A 19,310-nucleotide genomic window follows, 5' to 3' on the forward strand; every position below is an offset into this window, starting at 1 on the left:
ATTTAATTATGCCACATAATAGGATTATTGCGAATATACCGACGTATGTTGTCCAAGGCACGTTGTTCACGAATAACATGTTCATAATATCGTGGTTGCCATAAAAATGGAATATTATTTTTATTCGCCAATTTGGTTATGGCGCCCTTGAAATGATTAATAATCATGGGCAATGAACCATTTTTCGGTTTTCCAAATTGATTGCGTCGTTGTAGGCGCATGCCGCGGCATGCGCCTACCGAATCACGATGTGCATTTACATTATCATGATATATTAAAACATTGTTGTAACGTTTCCCTGCGGCATCGGTATCCACAATTTTTTTATTGATAATAATTATTCCATGTACATGGTCTGGCATAACAATAAATTCATCCAATTCAACAAATGGGAACTGTTTTTTAATTTCGCGCCATTGTTCAATAACGATATTGCCTAAATAATTAAATTTAATTTTACCACCAACAATTTCCCCAAAAATATCACCACGATTTTTTGTACAAATTGTAATAAAATAATACCCATTACGACTATAATCATAATTGGCCAACCTAATCGAACCATTTCGATGCAATTTTTTATTTTTATTTAAAAACATTCCCTCCTGTTTTTGTAGATCTGAATGGACTCGCCCCGTCATTCAACGGTTCGACCAGTCGGATGACTGGTCGAACCTGTGTGGTCGTTACTAGACTCGAACCAGTGACCTCTGCAATGTGAATGCAATGCTCTACCAACTGAGCTAAACGACCCTAAGCATTGTCTAGCGCTTTATTTACCAAACAATCTGCTTCTTTATTTTGTTCACGTCTAACATGAGTAAAAGAAATTTTCTTAAACTGTAATGACAAATTATGTACCTTAACAAATAAAGGTGCTAAGTCTTTATTTTTAACTTTGTATTCATGTCTTAATTGCTTAACAACTAATTCACTATCCAAAAAACAATCAACCTCTTCGCCACCTAAGTTTTTTACTGCTTCAAGCCCCGCTAAAATTGCTTGATATTCAGCTTGATTATTAGTTGTCTCGCCAATTGTTTTGGAAATTTCTTGAACTAGATTATTGGCTTCATCTTTAATCACGGCGCCGATCGCGGCAGGGCCAGGATTACCACGCGCTCCGCCATCAGAATAAATAATATATTTTTTCATAACTAAATAGACTTAAGATCAATAATTTTTAATTGTGCTTCTCGGCGGCCATTAAAGATATTGAAACATACTGTATAAACAACGTCAATTTCATCATTAATTTTTAAATCCTTAAACAATTCAGCGCGACTAAAAGCTAGGGCCCATTTACCGTTCAAACGAAATTTAATGTGTGTTTTTTCTTTTCCCATTACCATAATTTCTTCAATTCTAGCGCGTGACAAAAAGATTGGTTCTGGATTGTCTTGGCCAAAAGGCGCAAAACTCTCAATCGTTTCAATAAAATCTTCGTTAACTTCACTTAATAGCATCTCGGCATCAATTCTTAAAACCGGCGTTAAATCAACTGACTTAAGCTCGGTTCTTGCTTGAGCGCGAACGATCTCAATAAACTTAACTAAAGCTGCTTCATCTTTCAGTGAAAAACCGCAAGCCATTTTATGTCCGCCATAACGCGTAAGTTGTTCATGCGCGGCCTCTAGGGGCGATACAATATTAAATTGTTCAATACTTCTGCCTGAACCTTTTATCTGATTTTCACTTTTAGTAATCACCATGCAAGGTCGGCCAAATTTTTCGCATAATCTACCAGCCGCTAAACCAATCACGCCTTCATTCCAGGCTGAACTTTCTTTGGCTTCGCTTAAATCAGGCGCCACAGCAATTACAATAAATTCATCTTTCTGCTCCTGCTCGATCATTTTAGTTGCTTCATTAACAATCAACTCTGTCATGCGCTGACGTTCAATATTTTTTTCATTTAACTCACGAGCAATTTGCTGCGCTTCTTCTACTGAGTCAGTGATCAATAATTTATAAGCTGTATTTGCATGATTAAGTCTGCCGGCGACGTTCAAACGCGGTACTAATTGCCAGCTTAGATTCCATTCTGTTAAATCACCGACCGGAATATTGCAGACATTCATTAATTCTCTCAACCCTAAACGTGGACGACGATTAATAATCTTTAATCCTTCAATCACCAATAATCTATTTTCACCTAAAAGCGAAACACAATCAGCCACTGTTCCAACAGCCGCTAAATCTAAAAATTTTTGATCAAGTTTTTCTTTTTCTTCAGCTGCTAAAGTTGAGGCATTAATCAAAGCAGAAGCAAACTTATAAGCGACACCGGCGCCGCACAAATATTTAAATGGATAAGTTTCTTCTTTAAGAATTGGATCAATTACTAAACAGTTTGGTAAATCATTATTATCAAGTGGCCCTTCGTGGTGATCAGTAATAATTACATCTAAACCAATTGATTGCGCGTATTCAACTTCAGCCTTAGAGCGAATACCATTATCAACCGTAATAATCAATGAAAAACCATTAGCTTTAAGCTCTTCAATAATTTGTTTATTTAAGCCATAGCCCTGACCAAAGCGAGATGGAATCCAAACTTCAACTTCGCCCTTTAAGCTGCGAATAACTTCGGTCATAATAGCTGAGGAACTGACACCATCAGCGTCATAGTCGCCGCAGACAGCAATTTTATGGCGCGCTTTAATATGACTAATCGTTAATTGAATAGCTTCGTCCATGCTCCTAAATGAATTAGGTAGATATTGCTTAAGATGTAACTCAGTATGAAGAAAATGATCAGCTTCTAATTTAGTCTTTAATCCACGATTAAATAAAAGCTGGCGAACAACAGCTAATAAATCTGTATGTTCACTTAAAAAATCTTTTGGCATGGCGGGCAAGACTTGCCACTTCTTTGCCATATTAGATGGCAAAAGTCCAGGCCAACATGGAGAGAATTATAAAAACACAAAACACAGCCCAGATAATTTTTAAAACTTTTCTTCGTTTCATAGAATTTATTTTTTTAATATTTTAACAAAAAAGTTAACTGTCATAGCAAGATATTATATTTCTTCATCACTGCAAACTATTATCTCTTTTTTTGTCATCCCAGCGCAAGCTGGGACCCAGGAGAAATTAATAAAAAGTTTTTAGGAGGAGCGAACAATTTCATAATATAAATCGCGCCAAGTAGGATTTTCTTTTTCTATCAAATCAATTTTCCATTGCCTACACCAAGCTTTAATATTCTTTTCCCTATTAATCGCTGCTCTAACATCATTAAAAATTTCAAAATATACCAACTTTTTAACATTATATTTCGCTGTAAATCCACTATATATGTTTTTCTTATGCTCGTCTATTCTCTTTAACAAATTATTTGTAACTCCGGTATAAATCGTACCATTTCTTTTACTAGCTAATAGATAGATATAATATACTTTTTCTACTATCATAATTTTACCCTAGCCATATTTTTGAGAAAAATCTCGTTAATACGGCTCCCTCCTGGGTCCCAGCTTGCGCTGGGATGACAGTATTGTAGTACTTTACCTAAATAAACATAATTTTATTTTTGTTATTATTTTATTTTTTTAATATTTTAACAAAAGTGTCAGACGGAATATCAACTCTACCCTTACCGGCGGCCATCATTTTCTTCTTACCTTTTTTCTGCTTTTCTAACAATTTACGCTTACGTGTAACATCGCCGCCGTATAATTTAGCGGTTACATCTTTACGCATAGCCGAGATTCTCTCTGAAGCAATAATAGCACCACCAACAGTTGCTTGTAGTTTAACCACGAACATTTGTTTAGGCAAACTATCTTTTAAAGTTTCAACAATTTCTTTGCCGCGTTTATGAGCTTCATCTCGATAAACAATAACTGACAAAGCTTCAACTGGATCTTCGGCAACTAAAATATCCATTTTAACCACATCGGCCGGACGATAATCTAGATATTCATAATTGATAGAGGCGTAACCTGAGGAAACGCTTTTTATACGATCATAAAAATTTGTTAAAATCGTAGCCATTGGAATTTCATAATGCAAAACTAGTCTTTCAGGATCTAAATATTCAGTCGTTAAATAAACCGCCTTTTTTTCTTGCACTAAATTCATAATCGGACCAATGTAACTTTTTGGTGTAACAATATCTAGCTTTACCCATGGCTCTTCGGTGCGCTCAATTCTAGAAGGATCAGGCAACATGTATGGACTACGCACAATCAATGGTTCTGGTTTGGCTTTTGTATAAACCTGATAAGCCACACTCGGAATTGTTACGATCAAATCTAGATTATATTCACGCTTTAATCTTTCTTGAAAAATTTCTAAGTGCAATAAGCCCAAGAAACCACAACGAAAACCTAAGCCTAAAGCCTGTGATTGCTCTGCCTCATACATTAAGGCTGAATCATTTAATTTCAATTTATCAATCGCGTCACGAAGCCGTCCGAATTCATTACCCTCGCGAGGAAAAATTCCAGCATACACCATTGGTTTAACTTCATGATAACCCTGCAATGATTCAACATGAGCTTTGGACATCGCAACCGTATCACCGACGCGGCACTCAGCCACGCTTTTAAATCCAGTCACAATGTAGCCGATGGAACCGGTTTTTAATTCTTTGGTTGGAAAATAATCTGGCTTAAAAATTCCTATATCTAGGATATCACTGTGAGCACCAGTCGCTAAAAGTTTTATAGCTTCATCTTTTTTAAAAGCGCCATCAAAGACACGAATATAAGCAACCACACCTTTATATTCATCAAAGTTAGAATCAAAAATTAAAGCGCGCGCTGGTTTTGATTCATCACCTTTAGGCGATGGTACTAATTCAATCACGGCGTCCAAAATATTTGCTACGCCCTCACCAGTTTTGCCTGACGCCAAAATGATTTCTTCTTTTTTACAACCTAATAATTTTATAATTTCTTTAGAAACGCGTTCTACGTCAGCCGCTGGTAAATCAATTTTATTTATGACTGGAATAATCGTTAAGTCTTGTTCAATTGCTAAATATAAGTTAGCTAAAGTTTGCGCTTGAATACCTTGGCTAGCATCAACCAAAATAACTGCGCCCTCAACGGCTGCTAAAGATCGAGAAACTTCATAAGTAAAGTCAACGTGGCCAGGCGTATCAATTAAGTTCAACTGATACTGCTTATAGTTCATGGCCACTGGAGTTAATTTTATTGTAATACCGCGCTCACGTTCAATATCCATTCTATCTAAGAGCTGAGCTTTCATTTTGCGCTGTTCAACTGTATGGGTAATTTCAAGCATGCGGTCAGCCAAAGTGGACTTACCGTGATCAATGTGAGCAATAATGCAAAAATTCCTAATATTATCCATAAAGATTATATAGCCGGTCGGATGACTGGCCAAAAATTTCGAATGTTTTCCATAAGGGTCTTATCAGAACACTATACTTGAAATATTGGCAATAATCAAGCCAAAAATAAAAAATAACGGCTGCTTGGTAACAACCGTTATGTATATTCAGAATGGATTAAAGAAATTAATAACCAAGTTCTTTAACGTAGTTTTTAATATACTTTTTAATCTCTACGATTCTTTTGTGTGGCATGGTAACATAAATATTTATATTACCATCACCCGGATCGCTGGACATTTTTCCGGCCTTACAACCAATTTTCTTTAAATCAGCTTTTAAAGCTTTGAAATGCTTTTCAGGGAAACGCAATTCATACTTATGACCGAGAAACTTAAACTTTAACTTTGGTCCAGGTTTTTTCTTACTATAATTATCAGCATATTCCCTGATACCGATTTCTACTGCTTCTACCTGCTCGTAAGGTATAGTTGTACGTAGATGGGCTCGGCCAGTGACATCGCTGCAATGTAAATAATCTATAGAGCAGCTATAAATATTGAGGATATCACCAATACCGTTGGACAATCTTCTGGAGAATCTGGTTACGTAGACATCGCCAATATAAGAAAACATTAAGTTCATAACTAATTATTCCTTTCTGCCTTTCTGTTAAAAAGACAATAATTTTTATATTTTTTTGTTTATACAATTTTCTAAAAATCAGTTAGATCTAGATTAACTTTTTCTTTTAACCAAGCAATAAAATTGACATGATTATCTTCAGGTACGATAAGGTGAAAACCAACTAAGTCCTCTTTATTATGGTTATGCATGTCTTCAATAAGACAACTATACTCAATAAGTATTTTTTTCTCAAACCCATCATCAATTAATTTTCTAGGGAAAGATGACACGTAATAAAGGCGTAACTTATTGCCTCTTTTGGTTAATACCATAGAAGTTTTTATTTCCACAAATAATCCTTTCATTCCTTCTAGGGAATTATTTTAATTAGTAAATTAGCTCTATTCCCCGAGGGGAAACAGGGATAATTTACTAATATTTTTTAAATGAACTAGATACAATATTAAATCAGATATCTTTGATTTAGTAAAGAGCCAAACAAAAACAGCCTATTTCTAGGCTGTTTTATTAGACTTTTACTTTACTTAGGCCTTTAACCTGGCATAGCGCCAAACTCCACCCATTCCCCAAAGTATAGCTACGAAACTCAAAAACCATCCAATAACCGGAATTGAGAAGATTAGCCAAGCAACAATAATACCAAAAATCATTGAAGCAATTAATGACCCCTTATAACGTTTTAGAAGACGACATTTATCTGTAATTTTTCTACCAAGCATAATCGCAACTAAAATCTTAGCTGGATACATAAGTAGAATCCACAAAGCCAAAAGTGTTAAGCCAATTGGCAAGCCAATCATGGTGATCATTAAAATAATAACCGCAAAAGGAGTTAGGAATAAGACAGCAAAGCCCCAGCCGATCGCTGGCCATGGTTTAGCTAACATTAAGTCACTTAAGCCCTCGATTGTTTTTGGCATCAAACTAACAACTACTAAACCAAAAGCAACAGCCGCAAAAATTGATAGAACAATATACCACAACCAAGCAATGGCCATGCCACCTTTATCTTCAGTTTTCTTCTTATCAAAATTTAAAGCTTTCTTTTCTACACTTCCTTTTATAGAACTACCATCTTCAATCTTGGCATCGTTCTTAGCATGGTAAGTTAAACTTCCGTTAATAGCTGCTTCTTTTGTGACTGTCAAAGTTGGACCTTGATTATCTTTTTCATTCTGACGATTATCATCAAGCATTAAATAAACATTGCGACCAACATTGCCAGCAATTATCGTGTTGGCACCAGCGCCATCGACGTCGCGATTAACTTTACCGCGAATTTCTGTCATGGCTGAAGCAAATTGTAAGTCCCAACCAATTTGAGCATTAGGAGCAAGGCTTACGCTTGCACCGGCTGCCATAACGTTACGAGAAACTTTCCCGGCAATAACAATGCTGTTACCAGCCGCGCGAACAGTGCCGCCGACATTACCATTGATAGTAATACTTTGTCCGGCACAAATAACATCACCGTCAACTGTACCGTTAACAGTAATACTCTGACCGGCGCAAATAAGATCGCCTTGAACTTTTCCGTCAACCGTGATTGAGGAACCAGCTGCAAACAATGAACCGCTGACAACCTGATCTTTGGCGATATAGGTTGAGTCATCGGCTTTGAACATAATAGCCTTGGCTGACAATGGTATAACTAGAACCATTGCGAGTGCAGCCAGGCCAATAAGGAAACTAATCCTTGTTTTTGACATACATTTGTGATTAAATGATTATACAATTATTATACTAAAATTAAGCTAAATTTTCCACTATGATATCTTATAATGAGCTTAGTAAAAACGACTCTGAAGTGGCTGAAATTGTAAAAAAAGAAGGTTTAAGACAGGCTAATGAGCTAGAATTGATTGCCTCAGAAAATTATGTTTCTGAAGCAGTTTTGGAAGCACTTGCCTCGCCTTTAGCTAATAAGTACAGCGAAGGCTATCCAGGAGCTCGTTATTACGGCGGCAATCAAGTAATTGATGAAGTCGAAAATTTGGCGCGCGAAAGAGCTAAACTATTATTTCAAGCCGAGCACGTCAACGTTCAACCTCTTTCAGGCTCGCCGGCTAACGCAGCGGTTTACTTTGCTATGATAAAACCCGGCGATAAAGTCATGGGCCTTAGACTTGATCATGGCGGACATTTATCACATGGTCATCCAATTAATTTTTCTGGTTTACTTTATAACTTTGTTCAGTACGGCGTCGGAGCTGATGGTAGAATCGATATGGAAGAAGTTCGCCGTGTAGCCTTAGCTGAAAAACCAAAGATGATCGTCGCGGGTTTTTCTGCTTATTCACGTGATATTGATTGGCAAGCTTTTAAAGATATTGCTGACGAAATTGGTGCTATAACTTTTGCAGATATTTCTCATCCAGCAGGTTTAATTGCGGCGGGATTATTGAAAAATCCAGTACCAATTTTTGATGTTGTCATGACTACAACTCATAAAACTCTACGCGGACCACGCGGCGCTATTATAATGTGCAAGGAACAATTTGCTAAACAGATTGATCGCGCTGTTTTTCCAGGCATGCAAGGCGGACCACATGATAATATGACAGCGGCTAAAGCCGTAGCTTTTGGTGAAGCGCTAAAACCAGACTTTAAGATTTATGCCGCTCAAGTTATTAAGAACGCTCAGGCCATGGCCAACAAATTTATTGAACTAGGTTATGAAATTGTGTCTGGCGGAACTGATAACCACATGTTCGTGATTGATTTAAGAAATAAAAACCTAGTTGGTAAAATTGCAGAGATTGCTCTGGAAAAAATTGGTATTTCAATTTCACGCTCAACCATTCCGAATGATCCAAACCCACCAATGAATCCCTCAGGTATTAGAATTGGTACGCCAGCCATTACAACTCGTGGTTTAAATGAAAAAGATTGTGAGCTAGTTGCTGAATTAATTGATCAGGCAATTATAAATAGTGAAAATGAAAGCATGCTTGAGAAGTTAAAAAGTGATGTTAAGAATTTGTGTGCTAAATATCCATTAAAGTATTAGTCATGAAATTAATCGACGGCAAATTACTTGCTGAAAAAATTAAAGATAAAATTGCGTTAGACATACATAACTTAGCAGGACCTCGCCCAGGCCTAGCGATTATTTTAGTTGGTGAGCGCCCTGATTCAACACTTTATGTAAACCTAAAAGAAAAACAAGCTGGCGCCGTTGGAATTGATACTCATGTTTATCGTTGCCCAGAGTCTATTAGCCAAGAAGAATTATTAAAGACCATTGAATTTTTAAATAACGATAATGAAGTTGATGCGATTTTAGTTCAATTACCATTACCAGCTCAGCTCGACACTGACACAATCGTTAATGCGGTTAAGGCTGACAAAGATATTGATGGCTTTACTATGGAAAATATGCGCCGCTTAATGGGTGGCTCTGACGAAGTTGGTTTAATGCCTCCAGTTTATGCGGTTATTATTGCTATGCTTGAAAGTATTAATTGCGAGATTGCTAATAAAAAAATAAATCTAATTGTTAACTCAGATATTTTTGAAGAGCATTTAGTTGAAATATTAAAATTACAAGGCGCTATAATTACTGACAACATAAAAGAAGCTGATATTATTATCACAGCTCAAGGTAAAGCTAAGGCAATTCATTCACAAATAGTTAAAGATAATGCGGTGATTATTGATATTGGCATAAGCCACGATAAAGACGGCAAAGTTGTCGGTGATGTTGATGCTGAATCTATGAAAGATAAGCCAGGATATTTATCGCCAGTACCCGGCGGCGTTGGACCAATGACTATTGCCATGGCGTTTTTAAACACTTTGATTACGTTTAAAAAGCAAAAGAACTTGTAGAGACGCGCTATGGCGCGTCTCAGCAACGCACGTTTTTCTTAATAATAGGCCAAAATAGGCCTATTTTTTGTTATATTCTTGACAAAACAGCCTAAATGTGATATTTTATTATGTACAATGAACATTGAAAAAACGGATTTATGGTTAATAACTTGCCTGCCTTTAAAGAAGATAGACAAATTATTAATCATAAATTTAAAATACTAGCTAAAGCTAGAGGGAGTAAATGTGGAAAGATTAAAAAACAAAGCAACGTTCCTGCTGTTTGCAATATTTATCATAGGTATCGTATCAGGATCGCTCATCAAAATACTCTCAGATCAAAAAGATAGTATTAAGAAAGAAAAGGATTCTTGCGAAACAGCTAATCATTCTAAAATATTCAAACTTGAATATAATAGAGATCTTGCGCTTAAACTCGTCGCCCATGACTGGCAAATGCTTGATAGATATACAATTAGCAGGGAAGAAAACGGGAAAGAAGAGGTAATACACTTCGAAAATCCAATAAATACACTAGGAAGATTCATAGAACAACCAATACCTAGAATAAATACAAGAATAAAGTTCTATGTTCCAAGCAGGGAAGAAATTGGATCTTTATGCGGTTATGCAGATGATTATTTGCTCTGTGATGGTTTATTATTATGTAAAGTTATAAATTAATTTTCTATTAAATTAAAAAAGGGAACACTTTGTATAATTGGTTTGTTAGCTATTCGAGAACCGAGTGGAAAGATAAATTACTAATTCCCAAAATTTTTATTACATTAGTTATAAATTATTTTTTCGTTCGTGGTTCAATTTTTGTGATGAATAACGTATTTCAAGTGACTCCTACAACAAAAGGAGTTCAAGAATTTGCGAAAATGAATCCACTTGAATTATTTTTTTCTGGCGTTATTGTTGGACCGTTTATAGAGGAGGCTGCATTTCGCTTTTTGCCCTTACTTGTTGTAAGCGCGTTAACACAAAAGATTTATCCTATAATAATCACTGTGCTTGTATCCTCATTTATTTTTGGATTCCTCCATGGCGATTTATTAAATGTTTTTGTCCAAGGTTTTTCTGGTTTATTTCTGTGTTTTATCTATTGGAAATCCGGAGCTGCCGAGGATAAGCATTGTAAAGCTCTTTCGTATAGTTACTTAAGTCATGCATCATGGAATTTCGCATGTTGTATGCAACTATGGCAAATTTTTTAATGATTATAAAGCCGAGTACCATTTGGGAAAGGCTTTTTTTATTTTCCTCAAATCCTTGATTATCCCCTAAATTTAAGCTAAACTAGTCTGATAAATAATCTAATGTCAGACAAAGAAAAACTACTACAACTACTTAAAGAACACTATACTTTCACCTCTTTCCGCCGCGGGCAGGAAGAGGCAATTGATAATGTCTTAGCCGGACATGATACTTTAGTTATCATGCCGACCGGTGGTGGTAAATCTTTATGCTACCAGTTACCTTCTTTGGTTTTACCTGGATTAACTTTAGTTATTTCTCCGTTGATTGCCTTAATGAAAGATCAGGTTGATAGCTTAAACGCGATAGGAATTCCGGCGACCTTCATCAATAGCTCTATTTCACAAGATGAAGCAACACAAAGACTTGAGGAAGCAGCTAGTGGCGTTTATAAATTAGTTTATATTGCGCCAGAAAGATTTTACAATGCTGAGTTTATAAAACATTTATCTAGCTTAAAAGTTAGTTTATTTGCGGTTGATGAAGCGCATTGTATTAGCCAATGGGGTCATGATTTTAGACCAAGCTACAGAAGATTAGATTTGGCCGTTGAAGCTTGCGGTAAGCCGCCGGTCATTGCTTTAACTGCGACAGCCACGCCCGAGGTTAGAGCAGATATTATCACGCAATTAAAATTAACCACTCCAGCCCAAATCGTAACTGGTTTTGCGCGACCTAATTTACAATTTGGCGTAATCGAAACCACTGATAATGAAAAACCACGCATTGTCATTGAAGTTATACAAAGCCTAGGCGAAGGCACTGGCATTGTTTATGTTGGGACACGCGCTAAATCAGATCGATTGTTAGAAGCGCTTCTCGCTGAAGGCATTGAGGCAGTTGGCTATCACGCTGGTATGACAATTGATGAAAGAAAATGGGTACAAGAAAGTTTTATGGCAGGACGAGCGCAAGTTATTGTTGCCACCAATGCTTTTGGTATGGGTATTGATAAAAAAGATATTCGTTTTGTTATTCACTATGATATACCAGGCACAATTGAAGCTTATTATCAGGAAGCAGGACGTGCTGGCCGCGATAATCAACCGAGTGTTTGTTTATTACTTTATCATCCACGTGATAGATATTTGCGAGAGTTTTTTATTAGAGGAGATAACCCAACACCAGAACTAATTCGCGACGTCTACCGCTATCTAACTAAGTCAGGCGAAAAAAGCGTGCTTATAACTTATGCTGACATTAAAGCCGCAACGGATGACGAATCTCCGGAAATGGCAATTGGTACCAGCGTAAAAATATTAGAGCAATCAGGTTTAATTAGACGCGCCCGCGAAAAAAACGGCCAAGCCTTTATTAAATTAATTGGCACACTTGATGAAATCACCAAGGCTTTTTCTAATCGCGCTTCTAAACAGCGCGCAGCATGGGATAGTTTAGTTACTAAATATGAACAAAATTTAATTGATGGCTGGGAAACTAACTTTGAAGAAATTTCGGCAATCTTAAAAGTTTCTAAAGATTCATTGCTACGCGTTTTCAAAAAATTATTAGCCTTAAATTTAATTGATTATAAACCACCTTTCAAAGGAACTGAAATTGAAATTCTAAAACAGGTTGAACCTTATGATATTGAAATTGACACTAAGTCATTAAAGGTTAAAGCGGCTCGGGCTTATGCTAGATTAGACCAAATGGAAGAATATGTTTTCACCAATACTTGTCGTCAAAGATATTTATTGGATTATTTTGGTGATGAAGATTTGAAGCGTTGTGAACGCTGCGACATTTGCTTAAAAGGCGTTCGTCACGAAGAAGCCAGTATTAATAGCGTACAAGTTAAAAAAACCAATAAGCTTTCAACCAAGCTGACTCAATTAGAAACCTTGGATCTTCTACAAAAAGGTTCGAGTATTGATGAAGTGGCCGCAGAACGCGAGGTTGATAGAAAGGTTATTGTTGAGCATATTAATTTTTTGATTAAAAAAGGGCTGGCGCTGAATTTAGATAAACTACTTAATAAAAAAGATAGAGCTGAATTTTAGATATACCCTACCCCCAGCCCCTCCCCACGCAGAGCGCAGGGAGGGGTGTAACATATACTCTTGTAAACACCATCACAATATAATTTTTTATACTAGACAGTGTGTAGAAAATTAAAAAAATATATTAAGACTATAATATAAAACTATAATCTATAATCTCCCCTCCCCATTCCGTATAGCGCAAGCTTTTACGGAATGGGGAGGGGTTGGGGGTAGGGTGTATGTATTAAAAAACTAAAAACAAAAAACCGCCCTAATCAGGACGGCTTTTTTTCTATAAAATCCTATTTTTTAACCCCTGAATAAGCCATGGCTCTAACCAAATTCCAATGCCAAGCTAATTTTGGACTTATCTTAAAAATTTTCGCGAATTTACTGAGTGCTTCTTTCTCAGCTTTTAAGTCACGGGCTTTAGTTGCTCGCACACCATAACCAATCATCTTTAGAGCATTAACATCAGTTGAGTTTTTCATATTTGGATTACGACCATAAACTTTCTTGAAATTTGTATATGCCAAAGATTCAATTTTTTTGCTAACCGCTAGTGGCCAACGACCATTAGCAATATTTAAAACATCAGCCCAATTGGCTTCCGTTTTAGGAGCTGCTCCATAAACTCCTTTATAGGAACTGAGGGCAGCGCCGCGTTCACCGGCGCCGATATTTTTCGTTGTCGCTGTTCCGTTATCAATAAAATATTTTTCTTGGTTTGATTGACTTGCGATTTCTTTTTTTTCCTGAGCAATCCTTGATACTATATCACCTTCTTCAGCTGAATTGCCTATGGCAGCTTCTAGATTTTGATTAACAGTTATATTCTCTGATGCTTGCGCAGTTTTAATTAAGGCAAACATTGTTAAATGATTAACTGAGAATCTCACTTCTTTGTTAACTGCATCAAAAGTCGGATTCTCAACTTTCACCCAAGTCTTACTCGTTTCAGAATAATAAAATACATCGACGTTAGTCATGTCCAAAGGCCAATTAGCCAATTTTATAGTCATGCTTAATGGCGCTAAAAAGCTATTTACCGCCTGGCTAGAGCTATTGGCTGCCGTAATCGAAAAAATCTGATTATTTACAAAATAACTTGCTGTTGGCGGCACAAAAACCACTGGTAATTCAGTAATGCGAAAAGTTGTTGACCCAGTAACTGCGCCAACTGGTACTTCTAGCTCTAACGAAGTATTGTTGCTAAGATTTTGTAGTAACTGACCATTCTGACTTGCTCCAATTGTTAATGGAGCTGTCTGTGAGTTACTTCCAACTGCAGAAATATTGATTGGTGCGGCTGGACTGCCACCGCCGCCACCTCCACCACCGCCGCCTCCACCGCTACTTGGACAACTTGAATTGGCTGATGGCTCGATAGTATAAGTGCCGCTAGCTATTGGCACGGTTAAATAACTTGTACCTGGAATTAGATTACTTTCGCAAGCGACAGTTATATTATCTTTTCGAGCAATAAAAGCTTTAACTGCAGTATCAGCTGAACCTACCTTAAATAAACCAGGATTAACAATCGAGAAAGATCCGCTTGATATACCAATACTATCTGAAGTTGAGCTATTAAAGACAATAAATGTAGTAGTGCCGCTATCAAAAGAAATATTTTGCATTGTTATATTTCCACTTGCAGTAAATGAGGCAAAGCTAAGATTTGAAGGGATTGAAAATATAACTACGAAAATAAAACTCCAAATTACTTTTTGAAAAAATTTCATAAAATAATTTTCAATTAGTAAATTGTTCTCCAAGCGTAAGCATTGCTAGCGTCTTTTGCGCAAACTTCAACTGAGTCCGCTACGCCGGTACCACCCTGAGTGACCCAAAAAGTTCCTCGGTTAGTGGCATCACTACAAACTGGCTTAGCTGTTACAGTATTTAGTTTTACGCCACCATTAACTTCTAGTTTTGCAGTAGGAGTGATTGTGCCAACACCGAAGTTACCACCGGTGCTAATATAAGAGTTCTCATTATTATAGGTTGTAATTTGGAACCTATTGTCGGCATCTTGATAACCAGCTAAATATTTTTCAGATACATTAATGAAATTTCCTTCATTACTCGTACTTCTTAGAGACAAAGCCTCCACGCCTGAACCCAGTCTGATGTCTGGATACATAACATTACTAAACCTTAAATTACCATGAATATCTAAAGCATCCTGTGGATCAGCCACGTTAATACCAACATAACCATTGTTGTCATGATATTTGACCACAAAGCCGCTATCATGGACAGTAATACCTCCATCCAATTCTGATAAACCGGCAACTATTAACTGCCCAGCAGTATTAATGTCATTACCGATTGAAGTACTGGCCCTTACAATACTAATAGTAAACACACTAACTATGATAATAGCAGACAAAGCTAAAACTAGTTTGCTCTTGAAAAAACCATTTAGTTTCTCCATAAAATATATATTAAATATTAAATTATAAACATCTTCATTATACACCCCCCCCCCTGAAAAAACAAAAAGCCGCCCTAATCAGGACGGCTTTTTTAATTCTTAATTTATAGACCGAAGCCTTGGCGCAGGTCTATTTCTTTTCTTCTTTCTTCTTCTTAGCAGTTCTAGCAGCTCTGGCCTTATTACCTTCAATAATTTTTTTAGAAACTAATAAATTATTTACAGTGTCAGACATACCAGCGCCTTTGGAAATCCAATGTTTAATACGATCAGCCTTAACTTGCAATTCCTTAGAGTGAGGATTGTAAGAGCCGAGAATTTCTAAAGCACGGCCGTATGGATCGCGGGCCTTTTCAGAGATAATCAAACGGTAAGTTGGAAAACCCTTTTTGCCTACGCGTGAAAAACGGATAGTTAACATAGGTTATTTAATATATTAGATTTAGATCCTGAATCAAGTTCAGGAGAGCATATTTGACGATGGAACAATAATAACGTAAATATTGATCCTTGTCAATCTAGCTTAATTACTTTTAACTTAGCATTTTTAGAAAACCACTTAGCAGCCAAAACCTTAATATGACTAGTCATATCAGTAACTAAAATATCAACTTTAGCTTTATGACTTAATATCTTAGCAATTTCTGGATGATTCCTGAGATATAGTTTTAATTTTTTAGGAATTATTTCATCTTGTGAAATAACCTTTATTTTTTTGGTGACCAAACTACGAATAATATTTTTTACAATCGGGTAGTGAGTGCAGCCAAGCAGTAGGACTTCAATCTTATGAACTTTAAAAAACTTAAGATAATCTTTCAAAATTGCTCGCGCCCATTTCAAATCATTATTTTCAATTAAGGGTACAAGCAAAGGTGTGGCTAAAGAATAAACTTTTATTTTCCGATTACGCTTATATATTTCTTTGTCATAAGTGCGGGAATTTACCGTAGCCTGTGTGGCAATAATGCCAATACTTTTAATTTTTTTATTATCAATAACCTCTTCAACCGTTGGTACAATTACGCCTAAGACACGACGCTTAGGATAGTGCTTAGGTAACCAATCTTGCTGAACTTTTCTTAAGGCCCGAGCTGAGGCTGAATTACAAGCGACAATAACTAAGCCAGCGCCTTGCTTAAATAAATAATCAACGGCTTCACAAGTAAATTCAAAAATGGCTTGCTGTGAACGATTACCATAAGGCACTCGTTTAGTGTCGCCTAAATAAATATAATCATAAGTCGGCAAGGCCTGTTTTATAGTTCGCAAAATAATTAAACCGCCAATACCTGAGTCAAAAATTCCAATTTTCATAAGCTTAAATTTAATCAAAGCTTCTTCAGTATATACAATAAGTTATAAAAACTAAAGATAAATGATATAATAAGACTACTTATAATTATCTTAAAGCTTACTATGGTTAAATTCCCTGATGAAATACTAAAAGAAGCTGAAGAAAAAGCGTCTGAAATCCATAAACCAACTAGCCATAAAAAACGCATAAAAATTGGCCGTTTTTTGCGTATTTTAGGCCCTGGCATTGTTACTGGTGCGGCCGATGATGATTGTTCTGGAATTGCGACTTATTCTCAGGCCGGTTCCCAATTTGGCTTAAAGTTGCCTTGGACCATGCTTTTCACCTTTCCTCTAATGACCGCTGTTCAGGAGGCTTGTATGCGTATTGGAGCTGTCACTGGTAAAGGTTTAGCGGCTGTAGTTAGAAGTAATTATTCTAAAAAAATTCTTTATCCGGTTGTCTTGCTAGTTGTTTGTGCTAACACGCTAAATATTGGTTCTGACATTGGCGCCATGGCGGCTAGTACTGAATTGATTTTCCCAAATATACCTTTTGCGGTTTTAGCCATAATCATTGCGCTACTCATAATTACCGCAGAAGTCTTGATTCCTTATCGCATGTACATCCATATTCTAAAATGGTTGGCCATGGCATTGTTTGCTTATTTTATAACTGCCTTTTTAATTAATGTTCCCTGGAAAGAAGTTTTGACAGCTACGCTTATTCCTCAAATTGAATTTAATACTGCCTTTCTCTATATTATTGTCGGTGTTTTTGGTACAACAATTTCTCCTTATTTATTCTTTTGGCAAACTAGCAACGTAGTAGAAGATGAAATAGCTAGCCACAGACTAAGCTTAAAAAACGGTGTTCCAAAGTTATCAAAATCATATTTAAAAAAATTGCGAATTGATACCGTGGTTGGAATGTTATTCTCAAACGTTTCAGCTTGGTTCATTATCATCGTCGCCGCAGTAGTTTTAAATCGCGCTGGCGTTACTAACATCAGCAGCGCAGCTGATGCAGCTCGGGCCTTAGAACCCTTAGTTAACACTTTCCCGCACGCTGGATTTTTAGCTAAACTAATCTTTGCCATTGGCGTCATTGGAATTGGTTTTCAGGCTATTCCAGTCTTAGCCGGATCATCTGCCTATGCTGTTGCTGAGACTTTTAGTTGGAAAGAGGGTCTATATCGCAAATTCAAGCAATCCCGCAACTTCTATTTTGTTATTATTTTAGGTACTTTAGTCGGACTTATCTTCAATTTTATTGGCTTTGATCCAATCAAGGCCTTGGTCTTTACTGCAGTGTTTAATGGAATTGCCGCTGTTCCGCTAATTTATCTTATTACGAAAGTTTCTAGCCGCGAAGATATTATGGGCGAACACAAAAGCCACTGGCTATCAAAACTTGGCTTATGGACAGCCTTTGTTGTAATGGGAATATTTGCAGTAGCACTACTACTATCTTTCATACCTTTTAGCTAGGAAATACACAATAATTCTATTAAAATACTAAGGTGAAATAAAATACGTTTACGTTAGCCCTTGACAAAACAAAACAATTGTGATAATGTGCAAATATACATATGAAACACACACAAGTCTACAATTTATTCAATAACTTTTATACATCCCAAGAGGGTTGCGTTTTGTTATGATTTTTTTGTAGATAACTATACATTTTATAACACTGACAATCCTCTTAACAGAGGATTTTTTGTTTATGCGAAATGTGTAATTTTTTAAAAATTAAATAAGAAAGGTTAAAAAAATGGAGAAAGAGACAGAAAAAGCTCCAATCAGCGGATTACCATTCATGATTCATCTGCTGGGCTGGGAACTACCTCGTGAAGTAATAATCAAAGACGGTTATGTTTACTTCCAGGTCGCAGGAGAAAGTCACTGTTCTGGCTGCCAGAGCAGGATCAAGTCAATAAAATCTATTGATAGCCCCGAGATTAGATATGCTTACCTCGGCTCTGGCTCGTTCATAGAACATTTCAGAGGAGTCAAGATGCTATGGGCGGGCGTACCTATAAGCAAAGATGCTACTAGGTCTGATGCTCTTGCCGCTCTCAAGAAAACGTTCAAACTATGTTTTTTATAGACTTGAGCAAACAAAAAAAGACCAAATAAAATAAAATTAAAATAAATTTGGCTAGGACGGTTGCTACCTGAAACTGAAAAGCAACACTCACCGTTATTTAAAAGCCGATTAAAAATTGATCGGCTCCCTTCTTTAGTAAATGACCTGTCGTTTATTTAAGAAAGGAATGTTCTTTAAAAAATAAAAATTGAAAGGATAAAAAATGAGAAAGAAATGGTTCTTTATTGCTTTTATTAAATCTGATTCTGGTGCAGCAAGTGATGATCCGCGCTACGGAGCTGCCTTTTATGGTGATGACGACTGGGCTCGCACCATGATTGATGCATTAAAACGTGAACATCCAAAATTCAGGATAGATGAGCTATCTCCGGATGGTGGCGTAACAACTAGATTTGATTTAATGAAAAAAGATTAAAAAATTTAAAAACAAAACAAAAAGAGGATTAA

General features: G+C 36.5%; 20 protein-coding genes and 1 tRNA gene. 8 read left to right on the forward strand and 13 right to left on the reverse strand.

Annotated features, from left to right (window positions below; genetic code table 11):
* Nucleotides 1-2 precede the first annotated feature (2 nt).
* The 9 genes from NTY12_00125 to NTY12_00165 form a co-directional block, all read right to left on the reverse strand.
* Nucleotides 3-641, reverse strand: a complete 639-nt coding sequence (locus NTY12_00125) for a hypothetical protein (protein MCX6792423.1) — start codon at nucleotides 639-641, stop codon at nucleotides 3-5.
* A 39-nt stretch (nucleotides 642-680) separates the two neighbouring features.
* Nucleotides 681-753: transfer RNA gene (locus NTY12_00130), tRNA-Val, on the reverse strand.
* Nucleotides 754-1,155 carry a ribonuclease HI family protein gene (locus NTY12_00135; protein ID MCX6792424.1) on the reverse strand — a complete coding sequence of 134 codons (402 nt, stop codon included), beginning with the start codon at nucleotides 1,153-1,155 and terminating at the stop codon, nucleotides 754-756. It lies immediately after the preceding tRNA gene.
* A gap of 2 nt (nucleotides 1,156-1,157) precedes the next feature.
* On the reverse strand, nucleotides 1,158-2,882 hold the full coding sequence (gene recJ / locus NTY12_00140; protein MCX6792425.1) for a single-stranded-DNA-specific exonuclease RecJ: 1,725 nt from the start codon (nucleotides 2,880-2,882) through the stop codon (nucleotides 1,158-1,160).
* 231 nt (nucleotides 2,883-3,113) lie between these two features.
* Nucleotides 3,114-3,419 (reverse strand): GIY-YIG nuclease family protein, encoded by a 306-nt coding sequence (locus NTY12_00145; protein MCX6792426.1) that lies wholly within the window; start codon nucleotides 3,417-3,419, stop codon nucleotides 3,114-3,116.
* Between the two features lie 130 nt (nucleotides 3,420-3,549).
* Nucleotides 3,550-5,328 (reverse strand): translation elongation factor 4, encoded by a 1,779-nt coding sequence (lepA, locus tag NTY12_00150; protein MCX6792427.1) that lies wholly within the window; start codon nucleotides 5,326-5,328, stop codon nucleotides 3,550-3,552.
* Between the two features lie 166 nt (nucleotides 5,329-5,494).
* Nucleotides 5,495-5,953: a hypothetical protein gene (locus NTY12_00155; protein ID MCX6792428.1), complete on the reverse strand. Its 459-nt coding sequence runs from the start codon at nucleotides 5,951-5,953 to the stop codon at nucleotides 5,495-5,497.
* Between the two features lie 71 nt (nucleotides 5,954-6,024).
* Entirely contained in the window at nucleotides 6,025-6,267 is a 243-nt protein-coding gene (locus NTY12_00160; protein MCX6792429.1) for a hypothetical protein, read from the reverse strand.
* Nucleotides 6,268-6,480: 213 nt separating this feature from the next.
* Nucleotides 6,481-7,665 (reverse strand): polymer-forming cytoskeletal protein, encoded by a 1,185-nt coding sequence (locus NTY12_00165; protein ID MCX6792430.1) that lies wholly within the window; start codon nucleotides 7,663-7,665, stop codon nucleotides 6,481-6,483.
* A 59-nt stretch (nucleotides 7,666-7,724) separates the two neighbouring features.
* Here NTY12_00165 and NTY12_00170 point away from each other — a divergent pair, with 59 nt between their 5' ends.
* The 5 genes from NTY12_00170 to NTY12_00190 all read left to right on the forward strand — a co-directional run bounded on the left by NTY12_00170 (nucleotide 7,725) and on the right by NTY12_00190 (nucleotide 13,035).
* A complete protein-coding gene (locus tag NTY12_00170; protein MCX6792431.1) occupies nucleotides 7,725-8,966 on the forward strand; it encodes a serine hydroxymethyltransferase in 1,242 nt (413 codons plus the stop codon).
* A gap of 2 nt (nucleotides 8,967-8,968) precedes the next feature.
* The gene (locus tag NTY12_00175) at nucleotides 8,969-9,787 is read left to right on the forward strand and encodes a bifunctional 5,10-methylenetetrahydrofolate dehydrogenase/5,10-methenyltetrahydrofolate cyclohydrolase (GenBank protein MCX6792432.1); all 819 of its coding nucleotides are present in this window, start codon (nucleotides 8,969-8,971) and stop codon (nucleotides 9,785-9,787) included.
* A gap of 228 nt (nucleotides 9,788-10,015) precedes the next feature.
* Nucleotides 10,016-10,453 (forward strand): hypothetical protein, encoded by a 438-nt coding sequence (locus NTY12_00180; protein MCX6792433.1) that lies wholly within the window; start codon nucleotides 10,016-10,018, stop codon nucleotides 10,451-10,453.
* A 146-nt stretch (nucleotides 10,454-10,599) separates the two neighbouring features.
* Nucleotides 10,600-10,992 carry a CPBP family intramembrane metalloprotease gene (locus tag NTY12_00185; GenBank protein MCX6792434.1) on the forward strand — a complete coding sequence of 131 codons (393 nt, stop codon included), beginning with the start codon at nucleotides 10,600-10,602 and terminating at the stop codon, nucleotides 10,990-10,992.
* Nucleotides 10,993-11,094: 102 nt separating this feature from the next.
* Nucleotides 11,095-13,035 (forward strand): RecQ family ATP-dependent DNA helicase, encoded by a 1,941-nt coding sequence (locus NTY12_00190; protein MCX6792435.1) that lies wholly within the window; start codon nucleotides 11,095-11,097, stop codon nucleotides 13,033-13,035.
* 284 nt (nucleotides 13,036-13,319) lie between these two features.
* Here NTY12_00190 and NTY12_00195 read toward each other — a convergent pair whose 3' ends face one another.
* From NTY12_00195 to murI, 4 genes are all read right to left on the reverse strand, one after another.
* Complete coding sequence (locus NTY12_00195) at nucleotides 13,320-14,759, reverse strand: hypothetical protein (protein ID MCX6792436.1); 1,440 nt, start codon at nucleotides 14,757-14,759, stop codon at nucleotides 13,320-13,322.
* Between the two features lie 14 nt (nucleotides 14,760-14,773).
* Nucleotides 14,774-15,454 (reverse strand): hypothetical protein, encoded by a 681-nt coding sequence (locus NTY12_00200; GenBank protein MCX6792437.1) that lies wholly within the window; start codon nucleotides 15,452-15,454, stop codon nucleotides 14,774-14,776.
* 130 nt (nucleotides 15,455-15,584) lie between these two features.
* Entirely contained in the window at nucleotides 15,585-15,875 is a 291-nt protein-coding gene (gene rpsP, locus NTY12_00205) for a 30S ribosomal protein S16 (protein MCX6792438.1), read from the reverse strand.
* A 92-nt stretch (nucleotides 15,876-15,967) separates the two neighbouring features.
* Nucleotides 15,968-16,771 (reverse strand): glutamate racemase, encoded by an 804-nt coding sequence (gene murI / locus NTY12_00210; GenBank protein ID MCX6792439.1) that lies wholly within the window; start codon nucleotides 16,769-16,771, stop codon nucleotides 15,968-15,970.
* Nucleotides 16,772-16,873: 102 nt separating this feature from the next.
* Here murI and NTY12_00215 point away from each other — a divergent pair, with 102 nt between their 5' ends.
* From NTY12_00215 to NTY12_00225, 3 genes are all read left to right on the forward strand, one after another.
* Nucleotides 16,874-18,241, forward strand: coding sequence for a divalent metal cation transporter (locus tag NTY12_00215; GenBank protein ID MCX6792440.1), 1,368 nt, complete (start codon nucleotides 16,874-16,876; stop codon nucleotides 18,239-18,241).
* Between the two features lie 286 nt (nucleotides 18,242-18,527).
* Nucleotides 18,528-18,863, forward strand: coding sequence for a hypothetical protein (locus tag NTY12_00220; protein MCX6792441.1), 336 nt, complete (start codon nucleotides 18,528-18,530; stop codon nucleotides 18,861-18,863).
* A 202-nt stretch (nucleotides 18,864-19,065) separates the two neighbouring features.
* Nucleotides 19,066-19,278: a hypothetical protein gene (locus NTY12_00225; protein ID MCX6792442.1), complete on the forward strand. Its 213-nt coding sequence runs from the start codon at nucleotides 19,066-19,068 to the stop codon at nucleotides 19,276-19,278.
* The last annotated feature ends 32 nt before the right edge of the window (nucleotides 19,279-19,310 follow it).

The organism is Candidatus Falkowbacteria bacterium (assembly GCA_026396835.1).
Lineage (GTDB): Bacteria > Patescibacteriota > Patescibacteriia > Patescibacteriales > Patescibacteriaceae > Patescibacterium.

Bases quoted from the DNA above. Each gene is read 5' to 3' on its own strand.
- NTY12_00135 (MCX6792424.1), bottom strand. From the start codon at position 1,155: ATGAAAAAATATATTATTTATTCTGATGGCGGAGCGCGTGGTAATCCT.
- NTY12_00165 (MCX6792430.1), bottom strand. From the start codon at position 7,665: ATGTCAAAAACAAGGATTAGTTTCCTTATTGGCCTGGCTGCACTCGCA.
- NTY12_00195 (MCX6792436.1), bottom strand. From the start codon at position 14,759: ATGAAATTTTTTCAAAAAGTAATTTGGAGTTTTATTTTCGTAGTTATA.
- NTY12_00170 (MCX6792431.1), top strand. From the start codon at position 7,725: ATGATATCTTATAATGAGCTTAGTAAAAACGACTCTGAAGTGGCTGAA.
- NTY12_00215 (MCX6792440.1), top strand. From the start codon at position 16,874: ATGGTTAAATTCCCTGATGAAATACTAAAAGAAGCTGAAGAAAAAGCG.
- NTY12_00225 (MCX6792442.1), top strand. From the start codon at position 19,066: ATGAGAAAGAAATGGTTCTTTATTGCTTTTATTAAATCTGATTCTGGT.
- NTY12_00200 (MCX6792437.1), bottom strand. From the start codon at position 15,454: ATGGAGAAACTAAATGGTTTTTTCAAGAGCAAACTAGTTTTAGCTTTG.
- NTY12_00155 (MCX6792428.1), bottom strand. From the start codon at position 5,953: ATGAACTTAATGTTTTCTTATATTGGCGATGTCTACGTAACCAGATTC.
- NTY12_00160 (MCX6792429.1), bottom strand. From the start codon at position 6,267: ATGGTATTAACCAAAAGAGGCAATAAGTTACGCCTTTATTACGTGTCA.
- NTY12_00145 (MCX6792426.1), bottom strand. From the start codon at position 3,419: ATGATAGTAGAAAAAGTATATTATATCTATCTATTAGCTAGTAAAAGA.
- murI (MCX6792439.1), bottom strand. From the start codon at position 16,771: ATGAAAATTGGAATTTTTGACTCAGGTATTGGCGGTTTAATTATTTTG.
- NTY12_00190 (MCX6792435.1), top strand. From the start codon at position 11,095: ATGTCAGACAAAGAAAAACTACTACAACTACTTAAAGAACACTATACT.
- recJ (MCX6792425.1), bottom strand. From the start codon at position 2,882: ATGGCAAAGAAGTGGCAAGTCTTGCCCGCCATGCCAAAAGATTTTTTA.
- NTY12_00220 (MCX6792441.1), top strand. From the start codon at position 18,528: ATGGAGAAAGAGACAGAAAAAGCTCCAATCAGCGGATTACCATTCATG.
- NTY12_00185 (MCX6792434.1), top strand. From the start codon at position 10,600: ATGAATAACGTATTTCAAGTGACTCCTACAACAAAAGGAGTTCAAGAA.
- rpsP (MCX6792438.1), bottom strand. From the start codon at position 15,875: ATGTTAACTATCCGTTTTTCACGCGTAGGCAAAAAGGGTTTTCCAACT.
- NTY12_00125 (MCX6792423.1), bottom strand. From the start codon at position 641: ATGACGGGGCGAGTCCATTCAGATCTACAAAAACAGGAGGGAATGTTT.
- lepA (MCX6792427.1), bottom strand. From the start codon at position 5,328: ATGGATAATATTAGGAATTTTTGCATTATTGCTCACATTGATCACGGT.
- NTY12_00175 (MCX6792432.1), top strand. From the start codon at position 8,969: ATGAAATTAATCGACGGCAAATTACTTGCTGAAAAAATTAAAGATAAA.